This is a genomic window from uncultured Brachyspira sp. (genome assembly GCF_944388875.1).
Classification (GTDB): Bacteria; Spirochaetota; Brachyspiria; order Brachyspirales; family Brachyspiraceae; genus Brachyspira.
Genome location: NZ_CALXKQ010000032.1, coordinates 12,917 through 31,168 on the forward strand (window position 1 = coordinate 12,917; position 18,252 = coordinate 31,168).

At 26.7% G+C, this 18,252-nt stretch carries 15 protein-coding genes; 6 read left to right on the plus strand and 9 right to left on the minus strand.

Annotated features, from left to right (window positions below):
- Positions 1-16: 16 nt before the first annotated feature.
- Positions 17-1,018, minus strand: a complete 1,002-nt coding sequence (locus tag Q0J69_RS12995) for an FAD:protein FMN transferase (RefSeq protein ID WP_297208211.1) — start codon at positions 1,016-1,018, stop codon at positions 17-19.
- Between the two features lie 342 nt (positions 1,019-1,360).
- Between Q0J69_RS12995 and Q0J69_RS13000 the strand changes: the two genes are divergently transcribed.
- The gene (locus tag Q0J69_RS13000; protein WP_297208212.1) at positions 1,361-1,792 is read left to right on the plus strand and encodes a PepSY-like domain-containing protein; all 432 of its coding nucleotides are present in this window, start codon (positions 1,361-1,363) and stop codon (positions 1,790-1,792) included.
- Positions 1,793-1,925: 133 nt separating this feature from the next.
- Entirely contained in the window at positions 1,926-2,423 is a 498-nt protein-coding gene (locus Q0J69_RS13005; protein WP_297208213.1) for an LEA type 2 family protein, read from the plus strand.
- A gap of 59 nt (positions 2,424-2,482) precedes the next feature.
- On the opposite strand, the gene Q0J69_RS13010 is transcribed toward Q0J69_RS13005, so the two are convergent.
- The 5 genes from Q0J69_RS13010 to Q0J69_RS13030 form a co-directional block, all read right to left on the minus strand.
- Positions 2,483-3,490 carry a guanido phosphotransferase gene (locus Q0J69_RS13010; RefSeq protein ID WP_297208215.1) on the minus strand — a complete coding sequence of 336 codons (1,008 nt, stop codon included), beginning with the start codon at positions 3,488-3,490 and terminating at the stop codon, positions 2,483-2,485.
- On the minus strand, positions 3,480-4,028 hold the full coding sequence (locus Q0J69_RS13015) for an excinuclease ABC subunit B (RefSeq protein ID WP_297208216.1): 549 nt from the start codon (positions 4,026-4,028) through the stop codon (positions 3,480-3,482). The genes Q0J69_RS13010 and Q0J69_RS13015 overlap by 11 nt, the downstream gene beginning before the upstream one ends.
- Before the next feature lie 56 nt (positions 4,029-4,084).
- Positions 4,085-4,795 carry an IspD/TarI family cytidylyltransferase gene (locus tag Q0J69_RS13020; protein ID WP_297208217.1) on the minus strand — a complete coding sequence of 237 codons (711 nt, stop codon included), beginning with the start codon at positions 4,793-4,795 and terminating at the stop codon, positions 4,085-4,087.
- Between the two features lie 3 nt (positions 4,796-4,798).
- Positions 4,799-6,655, minus strand: coding sequence for an MATE family efflux transporter (locus Q0J69_RS13025; RefSeq protein WP_297208218.1), 1,857 nt, complete (start codon positions 6,653-6,655; stop codon positions 4,799-4,801).
- A 164-nt stretch (positions 6,656-6,819) separates the two neighbouring features.
- Positions 6,820-9,177 (minus strand): transglycosylase domain-containing protein, encoded by a 2,358-nt coding sequence (locus Q0J69_RS13030; protein WP_297208219.1) that lies wholly within the window; start codon positions 9,175-9,177, stop codon positions 6,820-6,822.
- Between the two features lie 146 nt (positions 9,178-9,323).
- On the opposite strand from Q0J69_RS13030, the gene Q0J69_RS13035 reads away from it, so the two are divergent.
- The gene (locus tag Q0J69_RS13035; protein ID WP_297208221.1) at positions 9,324-10,184 is read left to right on the plus strand and encodes an AAA family ATPase; all 861 of its coding nucleotides are present in this window, start codon (positions 9,324-9,326) and stop codon (positions 10,182-10,184) included.
- Here Q0J69_RS13035 and Q0J69_RS13040 read toward each other — a convergent pair whose 3' ends face one another.
- The 3 genes from Q0J69_RS13040 to Q0J69_RS13050 all read right to left on the minus strand — a co-directional run bounded on the left by Q0J69_RS13040 (position 10,185) and on the right by Q0J69_RS13050 (position 14,778).
- Complete coding sequence (locus Q0J69_RS13040) at positions 10,185-11,315, minus strand: hypothetical protein (RefSeq protein WP_297208222.1); 1,131 nt, start codon at positions 11,313-11,315, stop codon at positions 10,185-10,187.
- Between the two features lie 15 nt (positions 11,316-11,330).
- The gene (rfaE1, locus tag Q0J69_RS13045; RefSeq protein ID WP_297208224.1) at positions 11,331-12,338 is read right to left on the minus strand and encodes a D-glycero-beta-D-manno-heptose-7-phosphate kinase; all 1,008 of its coding nucleotides are present in this window, start codon (positions 12,336-12,338) and stop codon (positions 11,331-11,333) included.
- Positions 12,339-12,447: 109 nt separating this feature from the next.
- Positions 12,448-14,778: a tetratricopeptide repeat protein gene (locus Q0J69_RS13050; RefSeq protein WP_297208225.1), complete on the minus strand. Its 2,331-nt coding sequence runs from the start codon at positions 14,776-14,778 to the stop codon at positions 12,448-12,450.
- Positions 14,779-16,031: 1,253 nt separating this feature from the next.
- Between Q0J69_RS13050 and Q0J69_RS13055 the strand changes: the two genes are divergently transcribed.
- The 3 genes from Q0J69_RS13055 (at position 16,032) to Q0J69_RS13065 (ending at position 18,089) form a co-directional block, all read left to right on the plus strand.
- Positions 16,032-16,592, plus strand: a complete 561-nt coding sequence (locus Q0J69_RS13055) for a hypothetical protein (RefSeq protein WP_297208227.1) — start codon at positions 16,032-16,034, stop codon at positions 16,590-16,592.
- 318 nt (positions 16,593-16,910) lie between these two features.
- Positions 16,911-17,444: a hypothetical protein gene (locus tag Q0J69_RS13060; protein ID WP_297208229.1), complete on the plus strand. Its 534-nt coding sequence runs from the start codon at positions 16,911-16,913 to the stop codon at positions 17,442-17,444.
- A gap of 12 nt (positions 17,445-17,456) precedes the next feature.
- Positions 17,457-18,089: a hypothetical protein gene (locus Q0J69_RS13065; protein WP_297208231.1), complete on the plus strand. Its 633-nt coding sequence runs from the start codon at positions 17,457-17,459 to the stop codon at positions 18,087-18,089.
- Positions 18,090-18,252: the final 163 nt, after the last annotated feature.

The following is an 18,252-nucleotide window of genomic DNA, read 5'->3' on the forward strand; positions in this document are numbered from 1 at the left end:
GCAATAATAAAAAATTCTAAAAATTATCATTAGTTACTATATATAATTCTCCTTCTGAAGTTACTATATACGCTTCTTTATATTTAAATGCTTCATTAGTGAAGAAATTCGTACCCATTAAAAATGCTGTTGTTGATAAAGCATCTGCCTCTTCAGCATTAGTATGTACTATTGTAGCAGATATGCTGTTATAGGTAGGATACCCTATTTCTGCATCTATTATATGATGATAATTGGTTCCGTCTTGAGTGAAATATCTTTCATAATCGCCGCTTGTAACTATAGTACAGTTGGTTGTTTCTAATAATCCCAAATATCCGTCAGCATCATTTCTAGGATTTCTTATAGCTATTACCCAAGGCTTACCCCTGCTATTAACTCCATTAGCGTATGTATCTCCGCCGTAATCTATTAAATAATTTTTTATATTATTTTTGGCAAATATATATTTTAACTTTTCTATTATATATCCCTTACCATAAGAACCAAAATCAAACGTTAATGGCTTTGATAATTTTAATATTTTTTTATTATCATTATTTGTTATTAAACTTACGGCTAAATAATCTATATTGCTCAAAGCATTGTCTATTTCAGACTGCAAAGGAACAGTTTGATTTTCTTTTACCCCAAATCCCCAAAGTTCTATTAATGGTCTTATACTTATATCAAATGATGGATTAATCTTAGAATATCTTAAGCCCGTTTCAAATATATGTGCCATCTCATCTGATATTTCAATTTCTGTTTTACCTGATAAACTTTCACTATTAATTTTTCCTATTTCGCTTGAAACATTATATGGATTTAATATTCTGTCTATTCTATTTATTTCATTAGTTATATCAGCTGTCAATATATCCATTTTCTTTGCTGAAGTCTGTGCGGTTACATTTAGTATTGTATCGCTTATTATTATAGTTGTTGTTATATATTTCTCCCTGCTTCTATAGAAAGAAACTGCTATTATTAATGCTACTGCTATTATTGGTATTGATAAGTAAATCTTCTTTTTCATAATTTCAACTTTTTTGATTCCCGCTATATTTAGATTTTTATTTATTTTAAAACGAAAATAAAAAATAATTGTAAAATAAAATTGTAGTCAAATGCTTCATATTACTAAAATTAGTTATTAATATCAGTAATTATGAAAAAGTAAAAAATATTTACTATATATCAATAATAAATGTATTACATGTATTCTTAATATGTAAAAATAATAATATTTTGTAAAAAAATTGTAAAAATAAAGTAAATTCTATTGACATTAATTGTTTTTCTGCTATACTTATAATTGTAAAGATAATTTACAAGGTATTATTTAATAAAAAATACAATATATCTTAAGGAGATAAATATGACAAAAAAAATATTTGCTTTATTAATATCATTAACTATAATTTCTACTTCAAGCCTTTTTGCTGATTGGGTTGTACCTGCTTCATCATTGCCTCAAAAAGCAAGGGCATTTATACAAAGAGTTTATCCTGGAGCACAAATTTGGAAAGTTGAAAGAGATGACGGAAAATTTGATGTTAAATTATCAAATGGTGCTTCTATAGATTTTCTTCCTAATGGAAACTGGGTTAATATAGACGGAGAGTATAATGGAGTTCCTCTAAGCGTTCTTCCTCAGGCTGTAGCTAACACTGTTAGAAGAACTTATCCTCAGGCTATGATGATAGATGTTGAAAAAGAATGGGGTAATTACAAAATAAAACTTAATAACATGATGGAAATGTTTATATCTGCTAACGGACAGTTAATGGGACAAAAATGGGACGATTAATAAAAGGTTTATGAAAAATAAAAGAGGTTCTGTCTAATGATAGAGCCTCTTTTTTTATATTTAATATGAAAAATATTTAACTGTTTACTAATATTAATGTTTTAAATATATTAAAAGAAATAAGGATTAGATTATGTTGAAAAAAGTATTCATATCATTATCAGCGGCTATTGGTTTAATAGTATTTATAACATCATGCGAAACATTGCAGTCAAGTGCCAAAGAAATAACAAGAAGCTATATTGAAGAAAATAAGCCCGATATAAAAGTAAAAAGCACATCTATTTCTGAAATCACATTAAAAGATATGACTTTAAATGTAACTTTAGATGTAAAAAATAATTTATCATTTGAAATTCCAGTAGATAAACTAAAAGTGGATTTGGTGAATACTTCAGGAAAAGTTTTTGCAACAGGAAATTCTGTTGAAACTCTAAAAATACCATCCAAACAAACAAGAGAAGTAAATTTAAAATTTAAAGCCAGTTATTTGGATGTATTTTCAACAGCATTCAATGCCATTCAAAATAAAAGTTTTAAATGTACAGCTAATATGACGCTTACTTTCACAGTATATGGAATGAGCTTTGAATTCCCTTATAGTAAAGAATTAAGTTTTACAGAAAAATAAAAAATAATATATAATAATTGATAATTACAGTACAAAAATCTATGCTGTAATTATCATATCTATATTTTCATCATATCTCTTACCGTATTAGCTCTGATTTCATCTATATTTCTATAATGATTGGTTTTTTTATATAATTGCTTTAAATGATTATTTTTGCATAGAAAAGACATATAGTATAGTGAATCCAATTCTATATCATCAAACATACCATAATAAATACCTACCCTAAGCCATAAACTATGATTGATTAATTCCCTGTATTTTAATGATCTTGCGGCAGATAATATAGCCCTGCTTCTGTATATTCTGTCTTCTATCTTTACACTGTCTATTTTTTTTATTCTATTTCTTATTTTTTTCTCTTTTTCTGATATTTCTTTAACTTTTGTTATAATGCTGTCGAGTATAAACTTCTCTGTTGCACCAAGCATAATATTATTTTTAATACTAAGAATTCCATTTTTAATGCTTACATCAAAACCTAATTTATGACACTCATTAGTCAAATGATCTATATTATCAGGTGTTTTCCATATAAGACAAGGAACTGCCATACATACATTTAAACTCATAGAAGTTCCTATTATATTAGGAGAGCTTGTGAGGTATCCGAATTTTTTATCGTAAGCAAAATCAACTTTTTTATCAAGCATACTTTCTATTTTATACGCCAAATCAAAACATCTCTCTAATTCTAGTCCTCTTGCAATAGTCTGTATTTCCAAATGCTGATTAGAATTAATTAATATTGAAATATGGCTATTAATATCTGTATACAAGGAAGCATTTAACAAATTTCTATCGCTTGGAATGGTAAGATTTTCTATTAATATTCGTATATCCAAAGCAGATAAATCAAGCATTTTTGCAGATGATAATCCAAAATTAAGACTATCTATATTCACTGTAAGTATCTCATTTACTTTCTCAAAATCATCCTTATCCATATTATGAAAAAATCTCATATTATCGATATTTCTGTAAACAGACACTTTAGAATATAAAACTATATTATCATCTATACCTTTTTCATATATCCAATTTGCTATATTATTAATGGACATCTTTTTTTTCGCTCTTATTTTTTTTAGATATTAAATCTTTTTGTAAATTATCAAGTTTATCTCTTATTAATGCTGCTTCTTCATATTTTTCTATTTTTATTAAAAGCTCTATCTCTTCTCTGCATTTTTCTATTTTTGTTTCTATATCTCTGTATGTTAAATTTTTATTAGATACCTTGCCTATATGCTTATTTTCTTTATGTATTTTTTTTACGGCTTTATTAATATCAGATTTCAAGTACTCATAACATTTAGGGCATGAAACTAATCCCGTCTTCAAAAAATCATCTAAAGAATATCCGCATACTTTACATAATTTATTAGAATTTGAAGTTTTTTTCTTTTTCTTTTTAGATGGTATAGATTTATAATTTGGAAATATGGTATTAATATTATTAAATTCAAGCTCTAAACATTTTTCTATAAGATTACCGTTTATTTCACAATTTTTGCATATATGTATTTGATAGCTGTTGTTTCCTATCTTTTCATTAATATGCAACACAGCGTTTTCCTTACCGCATATATCACACAGCATACAAACCTCTAAAAGTTATTTGCAAAATTTTACCATTTAATAGAAAAAAAAGCAAACTATAACTTTAATTTAATAAAAATATTTAAATCTTCTTTATTGGTAATTTTAATATTGTTTGAAGAACATTCCACTATTCTAACATCTGAAAAATATTTGCTGTATATCTCAGCATCATCGGTAGCTAAACTTTTATTTTTATCATTCATATATTTCTGCATAGCTTTCATATAATTTTCAAATTTAAAAGCCTGAGGAGTAGCAGCTCTATAAAGATAAGTTCTGTCAATAGTATCTACTATTTTTTTATCATCATCAGCCTTCTTTATTGTATCAACAACCTTAGAAGCAAGTATAGCAGCATCAAACTCTATAACAGAATCATATAAGGCCTTAATTTCCTTTCGGCTTACAATAGGTCTTACTCCGTCATGTATAAATACATAATCTGTTTTTATATCTTCTCTATGCTCATTTAAAAAATTCATAGCCTCATAAACAGAATAAACCCTCTCACTTCCTCCTGCTATATAGTGAATACTTTTTTTTGTACCGATTTTTATATCATCGCAATTTTGTATAATTTTTTTTATATTATTAACTTCATCCTTTGAACTTACTAACACTATATTCTTAAAATTAAACTTAAGCATAGAACAAAGAGTATGTATAAAAATAGGCTTATTATCTACTTTTATAAACTGCTTCTTTACTTTACCTCCGAATCTCCTTGAACTGCCTGCTATAAGAACTATTAAAGTTGTATTCATGTATTAATTCCCGCTATCGTTATCTTGATTATCTTTTTTATTTTTTAAATTTTTAAGTTCTTCTTTTCTTCTCTCTTTCTCTTTTTTTCTTTCATCTCTAAGTCTGTGCCTTGCCTCTCTTCTCTCTTTAACCTGAGCTTTTATTTTTATTCTATGAGCCTCTTTTTCTTTTTTCCTCTCTTCTCGGTACTGCTTATATTCCTCATTCATTTTTTCTCTTCTCTCTTTTATCTCCTCCAACTGCATTTTCCATTCAGCCCTCTCCAACTTTTTCATTTCCTCTCTTTTTTTTGCTCTATCTTCACGCTCCTTCATTTTTTCTATTTTTTCAAACTCTTTTTCTCTAAATAATACAAGTTTTACAGGGTCTTTAATCTTACTTAATTTATTTCTCATTTTCTGAATATAATCTTTTCTTCTTCCAATATTTTTAGGAAAAAGTTTAGCTCCTAATCCATCTATAAAAAGTCTAGTCCTAAGAATAACGCTGTTTTGAGTTTTTATATTAATAACAGAACGCCAAGGGGTTTTTGATATTATAATTAAAGCTATTATACCTGCCATAGTGTTTGAAAATAAATTGCCCCAAAATACAGACCAATAAGATAAGTATTTAGTAGTTACAATAATAAATATAAATCTTAAAAACCATATTCTAAGTATGCTTATAATAAGAGGTATCCTAGTTCTTCCAAGCCCAATTAAAGCCCCCTGAACAACCATAGTAACTCCGAAACCTAATACTCCTAAAGCAAATATAGGCAATGAACCATTAGCAACATATAAGTCTTCAGCTTCCCTTGTAAAGAGAATAGTTATATGAGGAGTAAGAGGTATAACAATAGCTATAAGTATAACAGCTGTAACTGCACTCATAACTATACCAGTGTAGCATGATTTTTTTGCCTTATCAGCATATTTTGCCCCAATATTCATACTAACCATAGTAGTAACAGCAGAACCAAATGCAGCAGGCAAATTAAAACATACTGTTGTTATATTATTAGCAATACCCTGTCCATTTAATATAGCAGCACCATATCTTTCTACTTCTGTATTAATTAAAAAGAAGCCTAGATTACTTAAAAAAGTTGTAAGCATTGAAGGCACTCCTATTATCATAAGCTCTTTTAAAACGGAAATATCAAATTTAAAATCTTTTAAAGATAATTTATCATCACTGTCTTTAATAAATAAATCATAATACATCCAAGCTGTAACTATAAGGTATGTAGAAAATGATGCCAACACACTTCCTACTATCTTTAAATGCATGAAGTAAACATATATAAAATTAAATACGATTTTTAAAAGCAGCAATATTACGCTTCTTATAAAAGTGGCCTCAGGCTTACCATTAGCATTTTTTATACCATTATATAATGCAGCTAAAAATGTCATAGGCATAACAAAGCTGTATAATGATAAGTACTGAAATACATTCTCTTTAACACCCTGCTGCAGATTCATAGATACTAATATACTCACAATATAAAGCGTAGGTCCCATAGCAATACCAAATAAAACACCTGTAACCACTATCTGAGTAGATATTCTCTTTGCATTCTTAAAATCGCCAAGACCATTATACTGCCCAACTATAGCCATGGCAGCAACGCCCAAACCTTGAGATAATGCTGTCATCATATTAATTATAGGTTCAGAAAAATTAACACTGCTTGCTATAACAGTGCCTGTAACATTATTTAAAAATAATCCATCCATTAAAGGTATTAATGACTGAACTAAACTCATCATTAAAGTTGGAATAGACAGCATTATAAGAGTATTTGTAATAGAACCATGAAGTATTAAGTCACGTCTTGCTTCTGTGGATTGGCTTTTAAAAAAGTTAACCATGCTGCTCCCTTGAATATAAAAAATATCCCTAAACTATATTGATATAATAAAACAATAATATTATTAATAAGATAAAATATTATATCAATAATAATAAACTTTTTAAATATTTTTTTATAAAATAAAAAATTAGAAGCATAATTTTATAATAAAATAATAAAAAATTAATTTCTTATATTGCCTAAACTAGGATCATTTATCTCTTCGTCTTGAAGTAAATATATATTATTATTGTTGTTATTATTATCATTTTGAGTAGTGCTGTTTTCTACTTCCTCATCTAAAGGAGTATAATAAAGCTTTTCCTCTTCTTCTGTAATAATATCATTTGTTTCTAATTCTCTTCTTGTAGTACCGCTTCTTATATGATCTATAGGACACTGAGAAGATAAGTCTACATTTCCTCCAACTGTTAAAGGCTTTGTATTTACGCATGTATGATTTCTAGGCAGACCTGAATCCTCGCATATTTCAACTATAAGTATATCATCTGGTATAGGCCAGTTAAATTCTCTCTTTGATGCAGGAGTTATAGCATTAAGATACTGAAATGTAGCCAAAGCAGTTGTAGCTCCTCCAGTAACATTATTAGGAAGAACATCATTTCTATCGCTTCCTATCCAAGTTATAGTAACTATTTCATCATTATATGCAGCAAACCAGTTATCTCTATGCTCGCTTGTAGTACCTGTTTTAGCAGAATATGAAGGATATTGAAATCCGTAAGTACTTGCACTTCTGTATGCCGTTCCTCCGGGAGCTATAACCTTTTGCAATGTTGTATTTAAAAAATAGTATGATGAAGGCGAAGTTGCACTTATTTTATGCGGAGTTCTATCAACTAAAGCTGTTACGCTAAGCTCATTTCCATCCATATCTATAACCTTATCTACTATATAGGCATCGTATTTTATTCCGTCATTTGCTAAAGCAGCATAAGCAGATGCTAAATCAAGGGGACTCATCTCTATTGTACCCAAACCTATAGATAAGGCATTTGGTATATAAGCATTTTCTCCAAAAAACTCCCTTGAATGCTCTATAAAATATGATAATCCTATATCATTTAATAATTTTACAGCTATTGTATTTATTGATTTGGATAATGCTGTTTCTAAAGTCATTTCGCCTCTGTATCTTCTGTCGAAGTTTCTAGGAGAATAAGCAGGCTTTCCTGTACCTTGAGGATAGCTGTAATTTGTATCCATCATAGAAGAAAAAGGCTGAGCCCCGCCTTCAAATGCATACAAATAAATAAAAGGCTTTATTACACTTCCTATTTGTCTTTTTGCCTGCACTGCTCTGTTAAACTGATTTTGCAAAGTATATCCATCTCCGCCTATCATAACAAGTATACCGCCTGTTTTAGGGTCAATAGAAACCATTGCTCCCTGATAGCTTCGGTTTGATGTAGATGCCTGAAGTGATCTTATCTTTTCTTTCATTACAGCATCAGCTTCTCTGTAATATCTCTCATTTACTGTTGTATATATTTTTAAGCCAGATAAGGCTAATTCATCTTTATTGAAATAATTTAAAAGCTCCTGTCTTACATATTCATTAACATAAGGCGTTCTATTAACCGTCATTTTCCACTGAGCACCTTTTACCTGTCCGCTTATGCTTGTATACTGCTTATCAAATAATTCAAGCTCCTCTTTCATAGTATTTTTATCTATGATATTATTTTTTACAAGTCTTGATAAAATCTGCTCAACTTTTCTTCTGCTGTTGTCTGGATTATTCACTATAGAATAATATGTAGGATTAGGAAGCATTCCTACAAGAATGGCATATTCAAGAAGTCGGCATTGTCTTAAAGGCTTATTGAAATAGTATTGAGCAGCTGCCTCAAAACCATAATTGCCGTCGCCAAGATAAACAGTATTAAAATACATAGCTAAAATCTCTTTCTTGCTGTATTTATCTTCTATTTCTCTTGCTGCAAACATCTCAAAGAGTTTCCTCTCAACTGTTCTTTCACTCTTTGTAAACAGCAATTTAGCCAGCTGCTGAGTAAGTGTAGAACCTCCGCCGACTATCTTTCTGGTTATAATGGTTTGAATGGCTAAATAAATAGTTCTAAAATAATTTATACCATGATGCGAATAGAATTTCTGATCTTCCATCAAAAGCAAAGTCTGCTCTAAAAGAGGATTGATATCATCAACATTAACAACCTCATAAGCAGGAGGCATATATTCACCTATTAATATATTATTCCTATCGTATATTTTGGTAGGCGGAGAATCTCCAAACGGATTTAACGGATTAAAATATCTTATTCTCTTTTCATTTCCTCTAATAACTATTATATTATAATACTCTTCAAGCATAGCCATACTCTGAGCCCTTCTTGATACCCAGTCATTATATACTCCTCCTACAAAGTATATAGTTACTATACCGCCTGCTGATATCACTAGTAAAGATATAATTAAAATAGTTACTATCAGTCTTTTTAGTTTAGATTTCTTTTTTATACCATTATTTTCTTTATTTTTTTTATTCTTATTAAACATTTGAAAACAAACACCGTATTTACATAATATTATTTATACATGATACTATGATATAAATAACATTGCAAGCGAAATTTATTTGACTTTTTATAAAATTAATAATATCATTAAATCTACAAATATAATTTTTTATTTTAGAGGTAAAAATGGAAAAAGTGCAAATAGAAAATGTTGAGCTTACATTATCTCATCCTGATAATTTAAATATAAAATGGACTGGTCAAAATGATTTAGTAAGGCAGATAATGGCTGCTTGGAATATAATATCTGATGATGATATACCTCTAAATCCTAGAATTGTAGGAAAGCCAGGTGCTGGAAAAACTACTCTCTCATACTATGTGGCTAAAGAGCTTCTTAAAAGAGATGTTTATATATTTCAATGCACAGTGGATACAAGACCTGAAGATTTAATAATCATACCTGTAATATCAGAAAATAATAAAATAAGCTATCATGCATCAAGTTTAGTTACAGCAATGATTAAAGGAGCAGTTGCAATACTTGATGAGGGAAATAGAATGAGCGAGAAAACTTGGGCTTCTCTTGCTCCTTTGCTTGATGACAGAAGATATGTAGAAAGCGTTATAGCTGGAATAAAAATAAAAGCTCATCCAGATTTTAGAGTAATAGTTACTATGAATGATGATGCAAGCACTTTTGAGCTTCCTGAATATATACATTCACGACTTCAGCCTACTATTGAACTGCCTTTTCCTGATGTTAAAGAGGAATATGATATACTCAAAATGAATCTTCCTTTTGCTGATGATGAAATATTAAAAATAACTGTAGGATTCCTTCAGAAATCCCATATACATAATGCTTCTTTTTCTGTAAGGGATGGTATTAATATGGCTAGATATGCTATGAAGCTATATAAGGGAAATATTGCAGGAAGCAAAGATACATCATTTCTTATTGCATTAAAATCCGTTCTTGGAAGCGAAGGACTTAGAATATTAAGTCTTAATATCGATGATGATAATATGCATAATACAAGATAATTAATAATTATGGAATTTTATATTTCCGTCTTCAAGCATGAAGCCGTAAATAGAATTATCAAACATGTGTATGCCTCTAAGTTTGTTAAAACCATCAATCCCTAAATATTCCTTACTATAATTTTGGGATAGAAAAGGATTTGTCTGTATAAAGAAATACATACCATTGTCCATTCCTGTATATGTTACCCTTCCAGTATTTGCCATACCGACAGCAAGAGAATTATCTCTGCATGGAACTTTATAAGATTCTTTTAATTTGAAATTATCAATCTTTGAAGTATATATAATATCCTCCTGATGCTTTCCATTTACTATGTTCATAGTGAGTATTGCTATAACCTCTTTATCTATTACATAAACACAATCAACTATTTCTCTGTATGACATACTGTCGACATCAATATATTCTACTTCAGATAAAGAATATCTATTTTCCATTTTTCCTGTATTCATATCGTAAATATCTAATATTGGTATTCTGTCTTTATCTCTTTTTAATACTGCAAATTTATTATTAGTTAATGTTAATAATTTGACTACAGATTCATATTCATTATCTATTATGCTGTCTATGGTGTATAATGTATTTCCATTAGAAGATATTTTATTCAAAGAAACCAAACCTACTTTTGTATAATTGGTATTTGTTACTTTAATAGTATATGTTTCTATATGAGGCGTATCATCTCCTATGCTTGAAGGCTCTTCTGAAGGCAGGCTCATCATAGCATTGCTTACAACAATATCGCCTATATATCTTAAATCATAACCTGTTATATAAATATTCGCATTAGAATCTATTAAAGATATTTTTGAAGTTTCAAGGTTTGTATATTCCAATGTAAAGCTATTAACATTACTTCCTGATGCTATAATCATTTTTGAATTTGATACATCCAATGCATATACCGTATCATCTTTTACATGATAAAAATCTCCGAAATAATATTCATTATCAACTTTATATATTTTAGGGCTGTCTAAATTTACAAATTCATCATCATAAACAGCAATATCCTTACCCAATGTAAGCTCTGTAACTATCTTTGCAGGAACTATTAAAGGCTTAGGCAGACATGAAGTTATAAATAGTGTTAAAAATAAGAATAATATAATTTTTATCTTCATAAAATATTTTCCGTTTTATAATGCATTAACTAATTCTTTTAAAGTTAAAGTGGAAGTTCCACTCTTCCCAACAACAACACCAGCAGCAGCATTGGCAATCTCTGAAGACTCTTTAAAAGAAATGCCTACAGACAGACACATAGCAAGAACAGAGATAACAGTATCCCCAGCACCTGAAACATCAAATACACTTTTTGCCTTAGTAGGTATTATATAAGGCGATTTTTTATCATTTAATTTTATGTCTTTATCAAATAAAGCCATTCCATTTGCACCTAATGTTATCATAAGTTTTGATAAATTTAATTTTTTTATTATATTATTTCCAAGTATATTAATGGCATTAGGATTAAACTCATAAAATGGAAATTTACTGTCCATACCCTCTACAGCCTCTTTTAAATTAGGAGTCATTAAGGTTGCTTTTTTATAGAATGAAAAATGCTTTATAGCAGGGTCAACCAATACCAATTTCTTTTTCTTATTGCATATATCTATTATCTTTTTCGCTAAAGGCTTAGTAATAACACCTTTATTATAATCGCTTATAATAATAACATTATAATCATCAACATTATCTGTAAAAACATTTTCTATTTTTTTCATTACAGCATTTGAAAAAGGATCGGTATTTTCTTCATCTATCCTCACTATCTGCTGAGTACCTGCAACTATTCTAGTTTTTGTTATTGTATATCTGCTTTCATCAATAACTATACCTGAAGATGATATATTAGAATAATTCATACTGTCAATTATAGTATCGGCAGATTTATCTTTTCCAATAACTCCTATTAGAAACATATTCTCATTACTATTTTTACCTATTAATGCTGATATATTTCTTGCAACATTGCCAGCACCTCCTAAATAGTTTTCTTCATGATTAACATGCAAAACTGGAACTGGAGCTTCAGGAGATATTCTTATAACATCCCCATAAGTAAATCTGTCAAGCATTAAATCGCCTATAACAAGTACTTTTGATTTTGTAATTTTCTGAGCTTTAGTTTTTAAATCCATATTATATTTCTATCTTCTTAAATATTAATTTTGTAAAAAATTATATCATAAATAATAAAAAATATATACAATATATTGTAAAACAATTGTTTTTAATTTATATAAAAAATTATATTTCAAAAAAAGAAGCTTTTTCACTATTCATTTTATAAAGCTTTATATTATCATTGGATATTATACGTCTTATTATTTCTATATTAGAATTATCAAAATCACTGCTGAAATATACACTTTTTATTTTGAAAGCAGAATCCGAATTTAAAACAGCCCTGTAATAATCATTATAATTGGAATCATCATCAGACTTATATGAAAATATTGAAATGATAGAGTCATAACTATAAAATTCATCTTTAATCATAAACTTAGCATTCTTTCCGTAAATATTATCTTTATTATAATATTTGCTGTCCAAAATAATAGTATTATTACTTTGATACTCTATGCATACGGTATTATCATCTAATGTTAAATTATTATACAAGCTGAAAGAAGATATTTTTATTTTTTCTATTATAGGCTTTATTGCCTTTAATTTATTATTATCTATTAAATTTTTTAATATATCAGCAGAATTAACTGAATCCGCTCTGCTTTCAAATAAGAGTTTAAATAAATCAGTATTATAAGTCATATATTTATATAAATTTCTGCTGCCGTTATTTTTATTATGAATATTATAATGCTCTATACTTTTATTCAAAGATTTTTCAAATAGGTTTAGAAACTCATCATATCTTATAATATTTTTTTTAAGAAGAGTATATGAAAGTAAAAATATATTATAACTTGCAAAATTTTCATTATTTAAATCAAAATTATCTATATATCTTAAGTATGTATTTAAAAGCAAATCATAATCTTTTTTTAGATAATATATAATAGCCAAATTATTATATAAATAAAAAGAAGATTTTTCTATTTCTATTAATTTATTATAATAAATACATGCATTATCATAATCCTTCAAATGATAATAAGAAACAGCAATCATATTATAAAGATTGTAAGTCTTATTTACTATTTTTTCTGCATACTCTATTACTTTGTCGTATTTTGAATTATTAAAGCATATAGTAATTAATTTATCATAATGCTTAAATGAATTCGGATTTAATTCAAGTATTTTATCAGCAAGAAGCATAGCATTATCATATTCTTCCAAATCAAAATATATATTAAATAATACCCCATAAGCATTGCTGTATGAAGGATTAATATCAAGCACTTTATTTAAATAAATTAAGGCCTTTTCTTTTTCTCCTAAATAATAATAAGATAAGCCTATGCCGTTATATGAATCTATATTTCCGCTGTTTATTTCTATAGATTTATTAAAATTTTCTATAGCTCTTTCATAATCTTTTAAATTATAATAAGCTAATGCCAAATTATTATAAGCCTTATAATATCTGTCATTAATCTCTATTGATTTATTAAAAAACTCTATTGATTTGCTGTACTCTTCATTAGATGAATAGCATACCCCTATAAAATTATAAGCCTTATAAGAATTGCTGTTTTTTTCTATAACCTTTTCAAAACATTCTATGGCTTCATAATAGTATTTTTTTGAATAGTAGCTTATGCCTAATTTGTTGTAATCTGTAAATGCAGATAAATCTAATTTTCTTGCCTTATCAAAATAAAAAGCAGCCTTATCAAAAATTTTTCTGTTAAAATAAACCAATGCTAAATTATTATAAGCACTTGCATATTTAGGATTAATATCTATTGATATATTAAAATATTTAACAGCATTATCATAATCTTTTAAAAATGAATAAACAGCACCTAAAGTATTAGCTATTTTGTATGATTTATTGTAATTAAGAAATCTTACAAAGCACTCTACAGCCTTTTCATAATTAGATACTTTATAATAGCTCATGCCAAGCATATCATAAGCCTTAAATACCATTTCATCCAAAGATTTTGAATGCTCAAAAAACTCTATTGCCTCATTATATTTTTTATTCTTATAATAGAATAGAGCCAAATTATTATAAGCCTTATCATATTTAGGATTAATTTCTATAGATTTATTAAAATTTTCTATAGCCTTTACATAATCTTTTTTCTCAAAATAGCTTATTCCAAGAAGATTATATGCTTTATAAGAATTAGGCGTAATTTTCAAAGTTTCATTAAAGCATTCTATAGCCTTATCATACTGCTTTATAGCATGATAGCTTATTCCAAGCAAATTATATGATTTGAAAGTTTTTATATCTACTTTTCTGGCTTCTTCAAAATATTTAACAGCATCTTCATATTCTTTCATCTCAACGCATACTTGTCCCTTATAGAGATTAGCTCTATAATTTTTAGGAACTTTTTTTAATATAACATCGAGTATTTCAAGAGTTTCATCATAATCTTCATTGCTCAAACGGTATGAAGCTTCATTTAGAAGATAGTCCATTCTTGTATTATACATAAAAACCCCGTATACATTTGTAAATATTTTACTATGAATATACATATTATGTCAACAATAAAATACAATTTTTTATTATGAAAGAATTTTAAAAAAAATCATCATTAACAGTGAGAATTTTATAATTGATAAAATACCTAATATATATTCTTTACTTGGTGATATGAGCAAGAGAAGTGGGATTTAGACAGATATAGAATTTATTGTCTATTCACCGCACGCAGAAATAAGCTAAAAAATTTAATTTATTTGATATTCAAATTTTTATCATATAATAAATATTTCTAACCGTGCGTTAATAAAATTTCAAACCTAATCAAAACTTGGGCGGGTATGCTTTTTTCATCAAGCAATAAAATTAATTAGAATGCTTTTTTATAAAGGCAGTAAAATTATAAGGGCGGGGTATGTAATGAAATTTTAAAATTTACTTACATTCACCCACCCTTCATATTTTTAATCTTATTTGTAATTTTTATATTATTTTTATTTATTGCTTTACTCTGTTATTTTAACTGCCCGCCCAATCTTTTTTAAATTTATTGTTTATTCTCCGCCGCAAAATAAGATAAAAAATATAAATCTAGTAATTTATAAAAATAAAATATGTACTTTTGCAACTTTTGCTACGGGAAAAGTTGCTATAAATAGTTTTATAATTATAAATAAAATATCAGCTTTTTATGACTATGCTAAAAATACTAGTTTTTTAATTAATTTAGTATGATTTTTTATACATCAATTTATCATTTAATATCATATAGATAAATTATTTCAACTATCCGCCTAAACTTTTTTAAATTTATTATCTATTAACCGCACGCAGAAATAAGTTAAAAATTTTAATTTATTTGCTATTCAAATTTGTTATATAACAATTTTATTTAATTAAAGGTATATGGGGTATTGACAAAAAACTATATATACTATAAAATTAAATAAACTATTAAGAGAGTATATGAAAAAAAGTAAAAACCACAAAAATGCAGTCATTATAAGGCTGCATTTTTTATTTTTAAAATAAAGGCATATAGGGTATTGACAAAAATCGTATATATAATAATATAGCACATATAAGAAGGATATGAAAAAGTTTTAAAAATGCAGTCTTATACGGCTGCATTACACAAAATAAAATTAAAGCATAATTTTTATCCATTCATATACCTAATTCAATAAACATATATACTGTATTGACAAAAAAGTATATACATTAAAATTGAAAAACTATATATTAACTAAAGAATACTTAAATGAGAAAGAAAAAAAATGATAGCAAAGATAATGTAATAGTTTTTATACTATATCTATTCTTATCTTTAATTATACCTTCTACTGCAATATCATTTTTTGCTATGGCTGATAGAAATATACAAGAAAAAAAAGAAATAATAGATAATAATAAACAAACTAATGAATCAAATTTTGATAATTTTGACAAAGAAGAAACACTTCAAAAAATAATAACATTATTATTATTAAAAGGAACTTCATCATCTAAATATAGCGGATCAAAAGCGGATTTGAATATTGTTGGTGTGAGAGTATCGCTTGTATATGTATTGACTTATATATTATCGCTTGCAATTACCGCAATTATAGCCCAAAAATATTATAATGAAGATATAAAAATAAAAGAAGATATTAAAGAAACTATAGTATCAACATTAATAGGGTTAGCTACTTTGGCTGGAATTCTATTTCTTTTAATAATAATAGTGATAAAAATGGAAAGTAATAGAGAATATTTAGCTTTCAGCGGAACGATTTTTGGGTTTATAGCCTGTATTATAATTAGGAAAATAACTTCTTAATTAAAAAAATATTAAAGCAAAAAACTACAAGTATTAACAAATTTTGAAACAAGTCTGATGTATTGACAAAAAAAGCATATATAATAAAATGATAACAGGATTATGAAAAAAGTAAAATGCAATTTAATTTAAGCATTTATTAATTTACACAATACAGTTTTATTTTCTATTATAAAAGTCTATATTATCATAAATAAAAAAGTATTGTTTTATATTTTCTTAATCATATATATTTTGAATATAATTGTAATAATATATTATATTTTACTAAAAACATCTTCATAAATATATAATAGATTAAAAAAAGATGAGTTAGTTATGAGAAAAAGAAGAGATAGAGAAGAAAATATTTATATAAGAGCTATTCTTGTTATCATACCTACTATGGCAATAATAATAGGATTGATATTGTTTATTATGAATGCCCCAGCAATATTAACTAAGTATGATGCAGTAAATAATAAATCAGAAACAATGTCTAAATATTCTAAAAAATATGATTTGACTAATGAAAATAAAAAATATGATTTACTCAATTTAGTTATACATTCTCTACCTCATAGACGACTTCATTACGGGAGATTTGAATGGATCCCAGAGAGTTTATTTTTTAGAGTTATAATCATGTTTTTTCTTAGCTTTTCATCAGCACTGTTTGGTATTTTAGCAATTCGTAAAATAAAAAAAGAAGGATTAAAAAATAAGAAGGAGGCAATAATTAATTTACTTCCACTACTATGGATTGGAATTACTATATTTGCCTTCATTATGCTAAAAGATAATATTATAACTGCCAAAGAATATTTAAGTATAGCAGTTGGTATCATATTAGGTTTATTGCTCGCACATTAAGGATAAATATTTATGAAAGATATAATTTTTAATTTAATATACAAAATCAATATACCAGAAAATGATTTATTTAGAATGTCAGCATTATTTTTATGCTCTTTTATAATAGTGTTTTTAATATTAGTATTGATTAAAGGGGATTTGAATCTCGATGATTTTTTAGGTGATAGTTATGGTTTAGGTCCTGGTATAGTTATAATATTAATAATAGCATTTTTTGGAGTATCAGAATTTTTTATAATAAAATACATTGAAAACATTTATGAATATATATTTATAGCAATTGGTATTATAACGGCATTATTTAATATAAAAGATGACAATATAAAAAAAACATTTCTTATTGCTTTTATATTTTTCATTATTCTTTTATATGCAGCATTTTTTAATGCCCCGTCAGCTATAAATGATACAGCTATCAATAATCAAAACATTACAAATAATTATACTAATGATTTGAAATCAACTTTATCTACTCAAAGAGATATTACTTACTTATTATTAGGATATAACAATCTTTTTGCTGGGGTTTTATTCGGGGATATTACATTAAAAGATTATATAATTATATCATTAATTTTCATTTTATCTACAATTGTAATTATTTATATAATTAAAAGAATTGAAAAGAGAAAATCAAAATAACTAATATATATCAAGCTATAAAATTATAATTTACAACTTTTCTATTTCCTCTATGCTTAATCCTGTTACTTTACTTATGATATTAATATCTATATTTTCTTTTTTCATGTTTTTAGCCAATGAATACTTTTCTTTTTCTATACCCTTTTCTATACCCTTTTCT

Excerpts from the sequence above, each read along its gene's own strand:
- Q0J69_RS12995 (WP_297208211.1), bottom strand. The coding sequence starts at position 1,018 with ATGAAAAAGAAGATTTACTTATCAATACCAATAATAGCAGTAGCATTA.
- Q0J69_RS13000 (WP_297208212.1), top strand. The coding sequence starts at position 1,361 with ATGACAAAAAAAATATTTGCTTTATTAATATCATTAACTATAATTTCT.
- Q0J69_RS13005 (WP_297208213.1), top strand. The coding sequence starts at position 1,926 with ATGTTGAAAAAAGTATTCATATCATTATCAGCGGCTATTGGTTTAATA.
- Q0J69_RS13010 (WP_297208215.1), bottom strand. The coding sequence starts at position 3,490 with ATGTCCATTAATAATATAGCAAATTGGATATATGAAAAAGGTATAGAT.
- Q0J69_RS13015 (WP_297208216.1), bottom strand. The coding sequence starts at position 4,028 with ATGCTGTGTGATATATGCGGTAAGGAAAACGCTGTGTTGCATATTAAT.
- Q0J69_RS13020 (WP_297208217.1), bottom strand. The coding sequence starts at position 4,795 with ATGAATACAACTTTAATAGTTCTTATAGCAGGCAGTTCAAGGAGATTC.
- Q0J69_RS13025 (WP_297208218.1), bottom strand. The coding sequence starts at position 6,655 with ATGGTTAACTTTTTTAAAAGCCAATCCACAGAAGCAAGACGTGACTTA.
- Q0J69_RS13030 (WP_297208219.1), bottom strand. The coding sequence starts at position 9,177 with ATGTTTAATAAGAATAAAAAAAATAAAGAAAATAATGGTATAAAAAAG.
- Q0J69_RS13035 (WP_297208221.1), top strand. The coding sequence starts at position 9,324 with ATGGAAAAAGTGCAAATAGAAAATGTTGAGCTTACATTATCTCATCCT.
- Q0J69_RS13040 (WP_297208222.1), bottom strand. The coding sequence starts at position 11,315 with ATGAAGATAAAAATTATATTATTCTTATTTTTAACACTATTTATAACT.
- rfaE1 (WP_297208224.1), bottom strand. The coding sequence starts at position 12,338 with ATGGATTTAAAAACTAAAGCTCAGAAAATTACAAAATCAAAAGTACTT.
- Q0J69_RS13050 (WP_297208225.1), bottom strand. The coding sequence starts at position 14,778 with ATGTATAATACAAGAATGGACTATCTTCTAAATGAAGCTTCATACCGT.
- Q0J69_RS13055 (WP_297208227.1), top strand. The coding sequence starts at position 16,032 with ATGAGAAAGAAAAAAAATGATAGCAAAGATAATGTAATAGTTTTTATA.
- Q0J69_RS13060 (WP_297208229.1), top strand. The coding sequence starts at position 16,911 with ATGAGAAAAAGAAGAGATAGAGAAGAAAATATTTATATAAGAGCTATT.
- Q0J69_RS13065 (WP_297208231.1), top strand. The coding sequence starts at position 17,457 with ATGAAAGATATAATTTTTAATTTAATATACAAAATCAATATACCAGAA.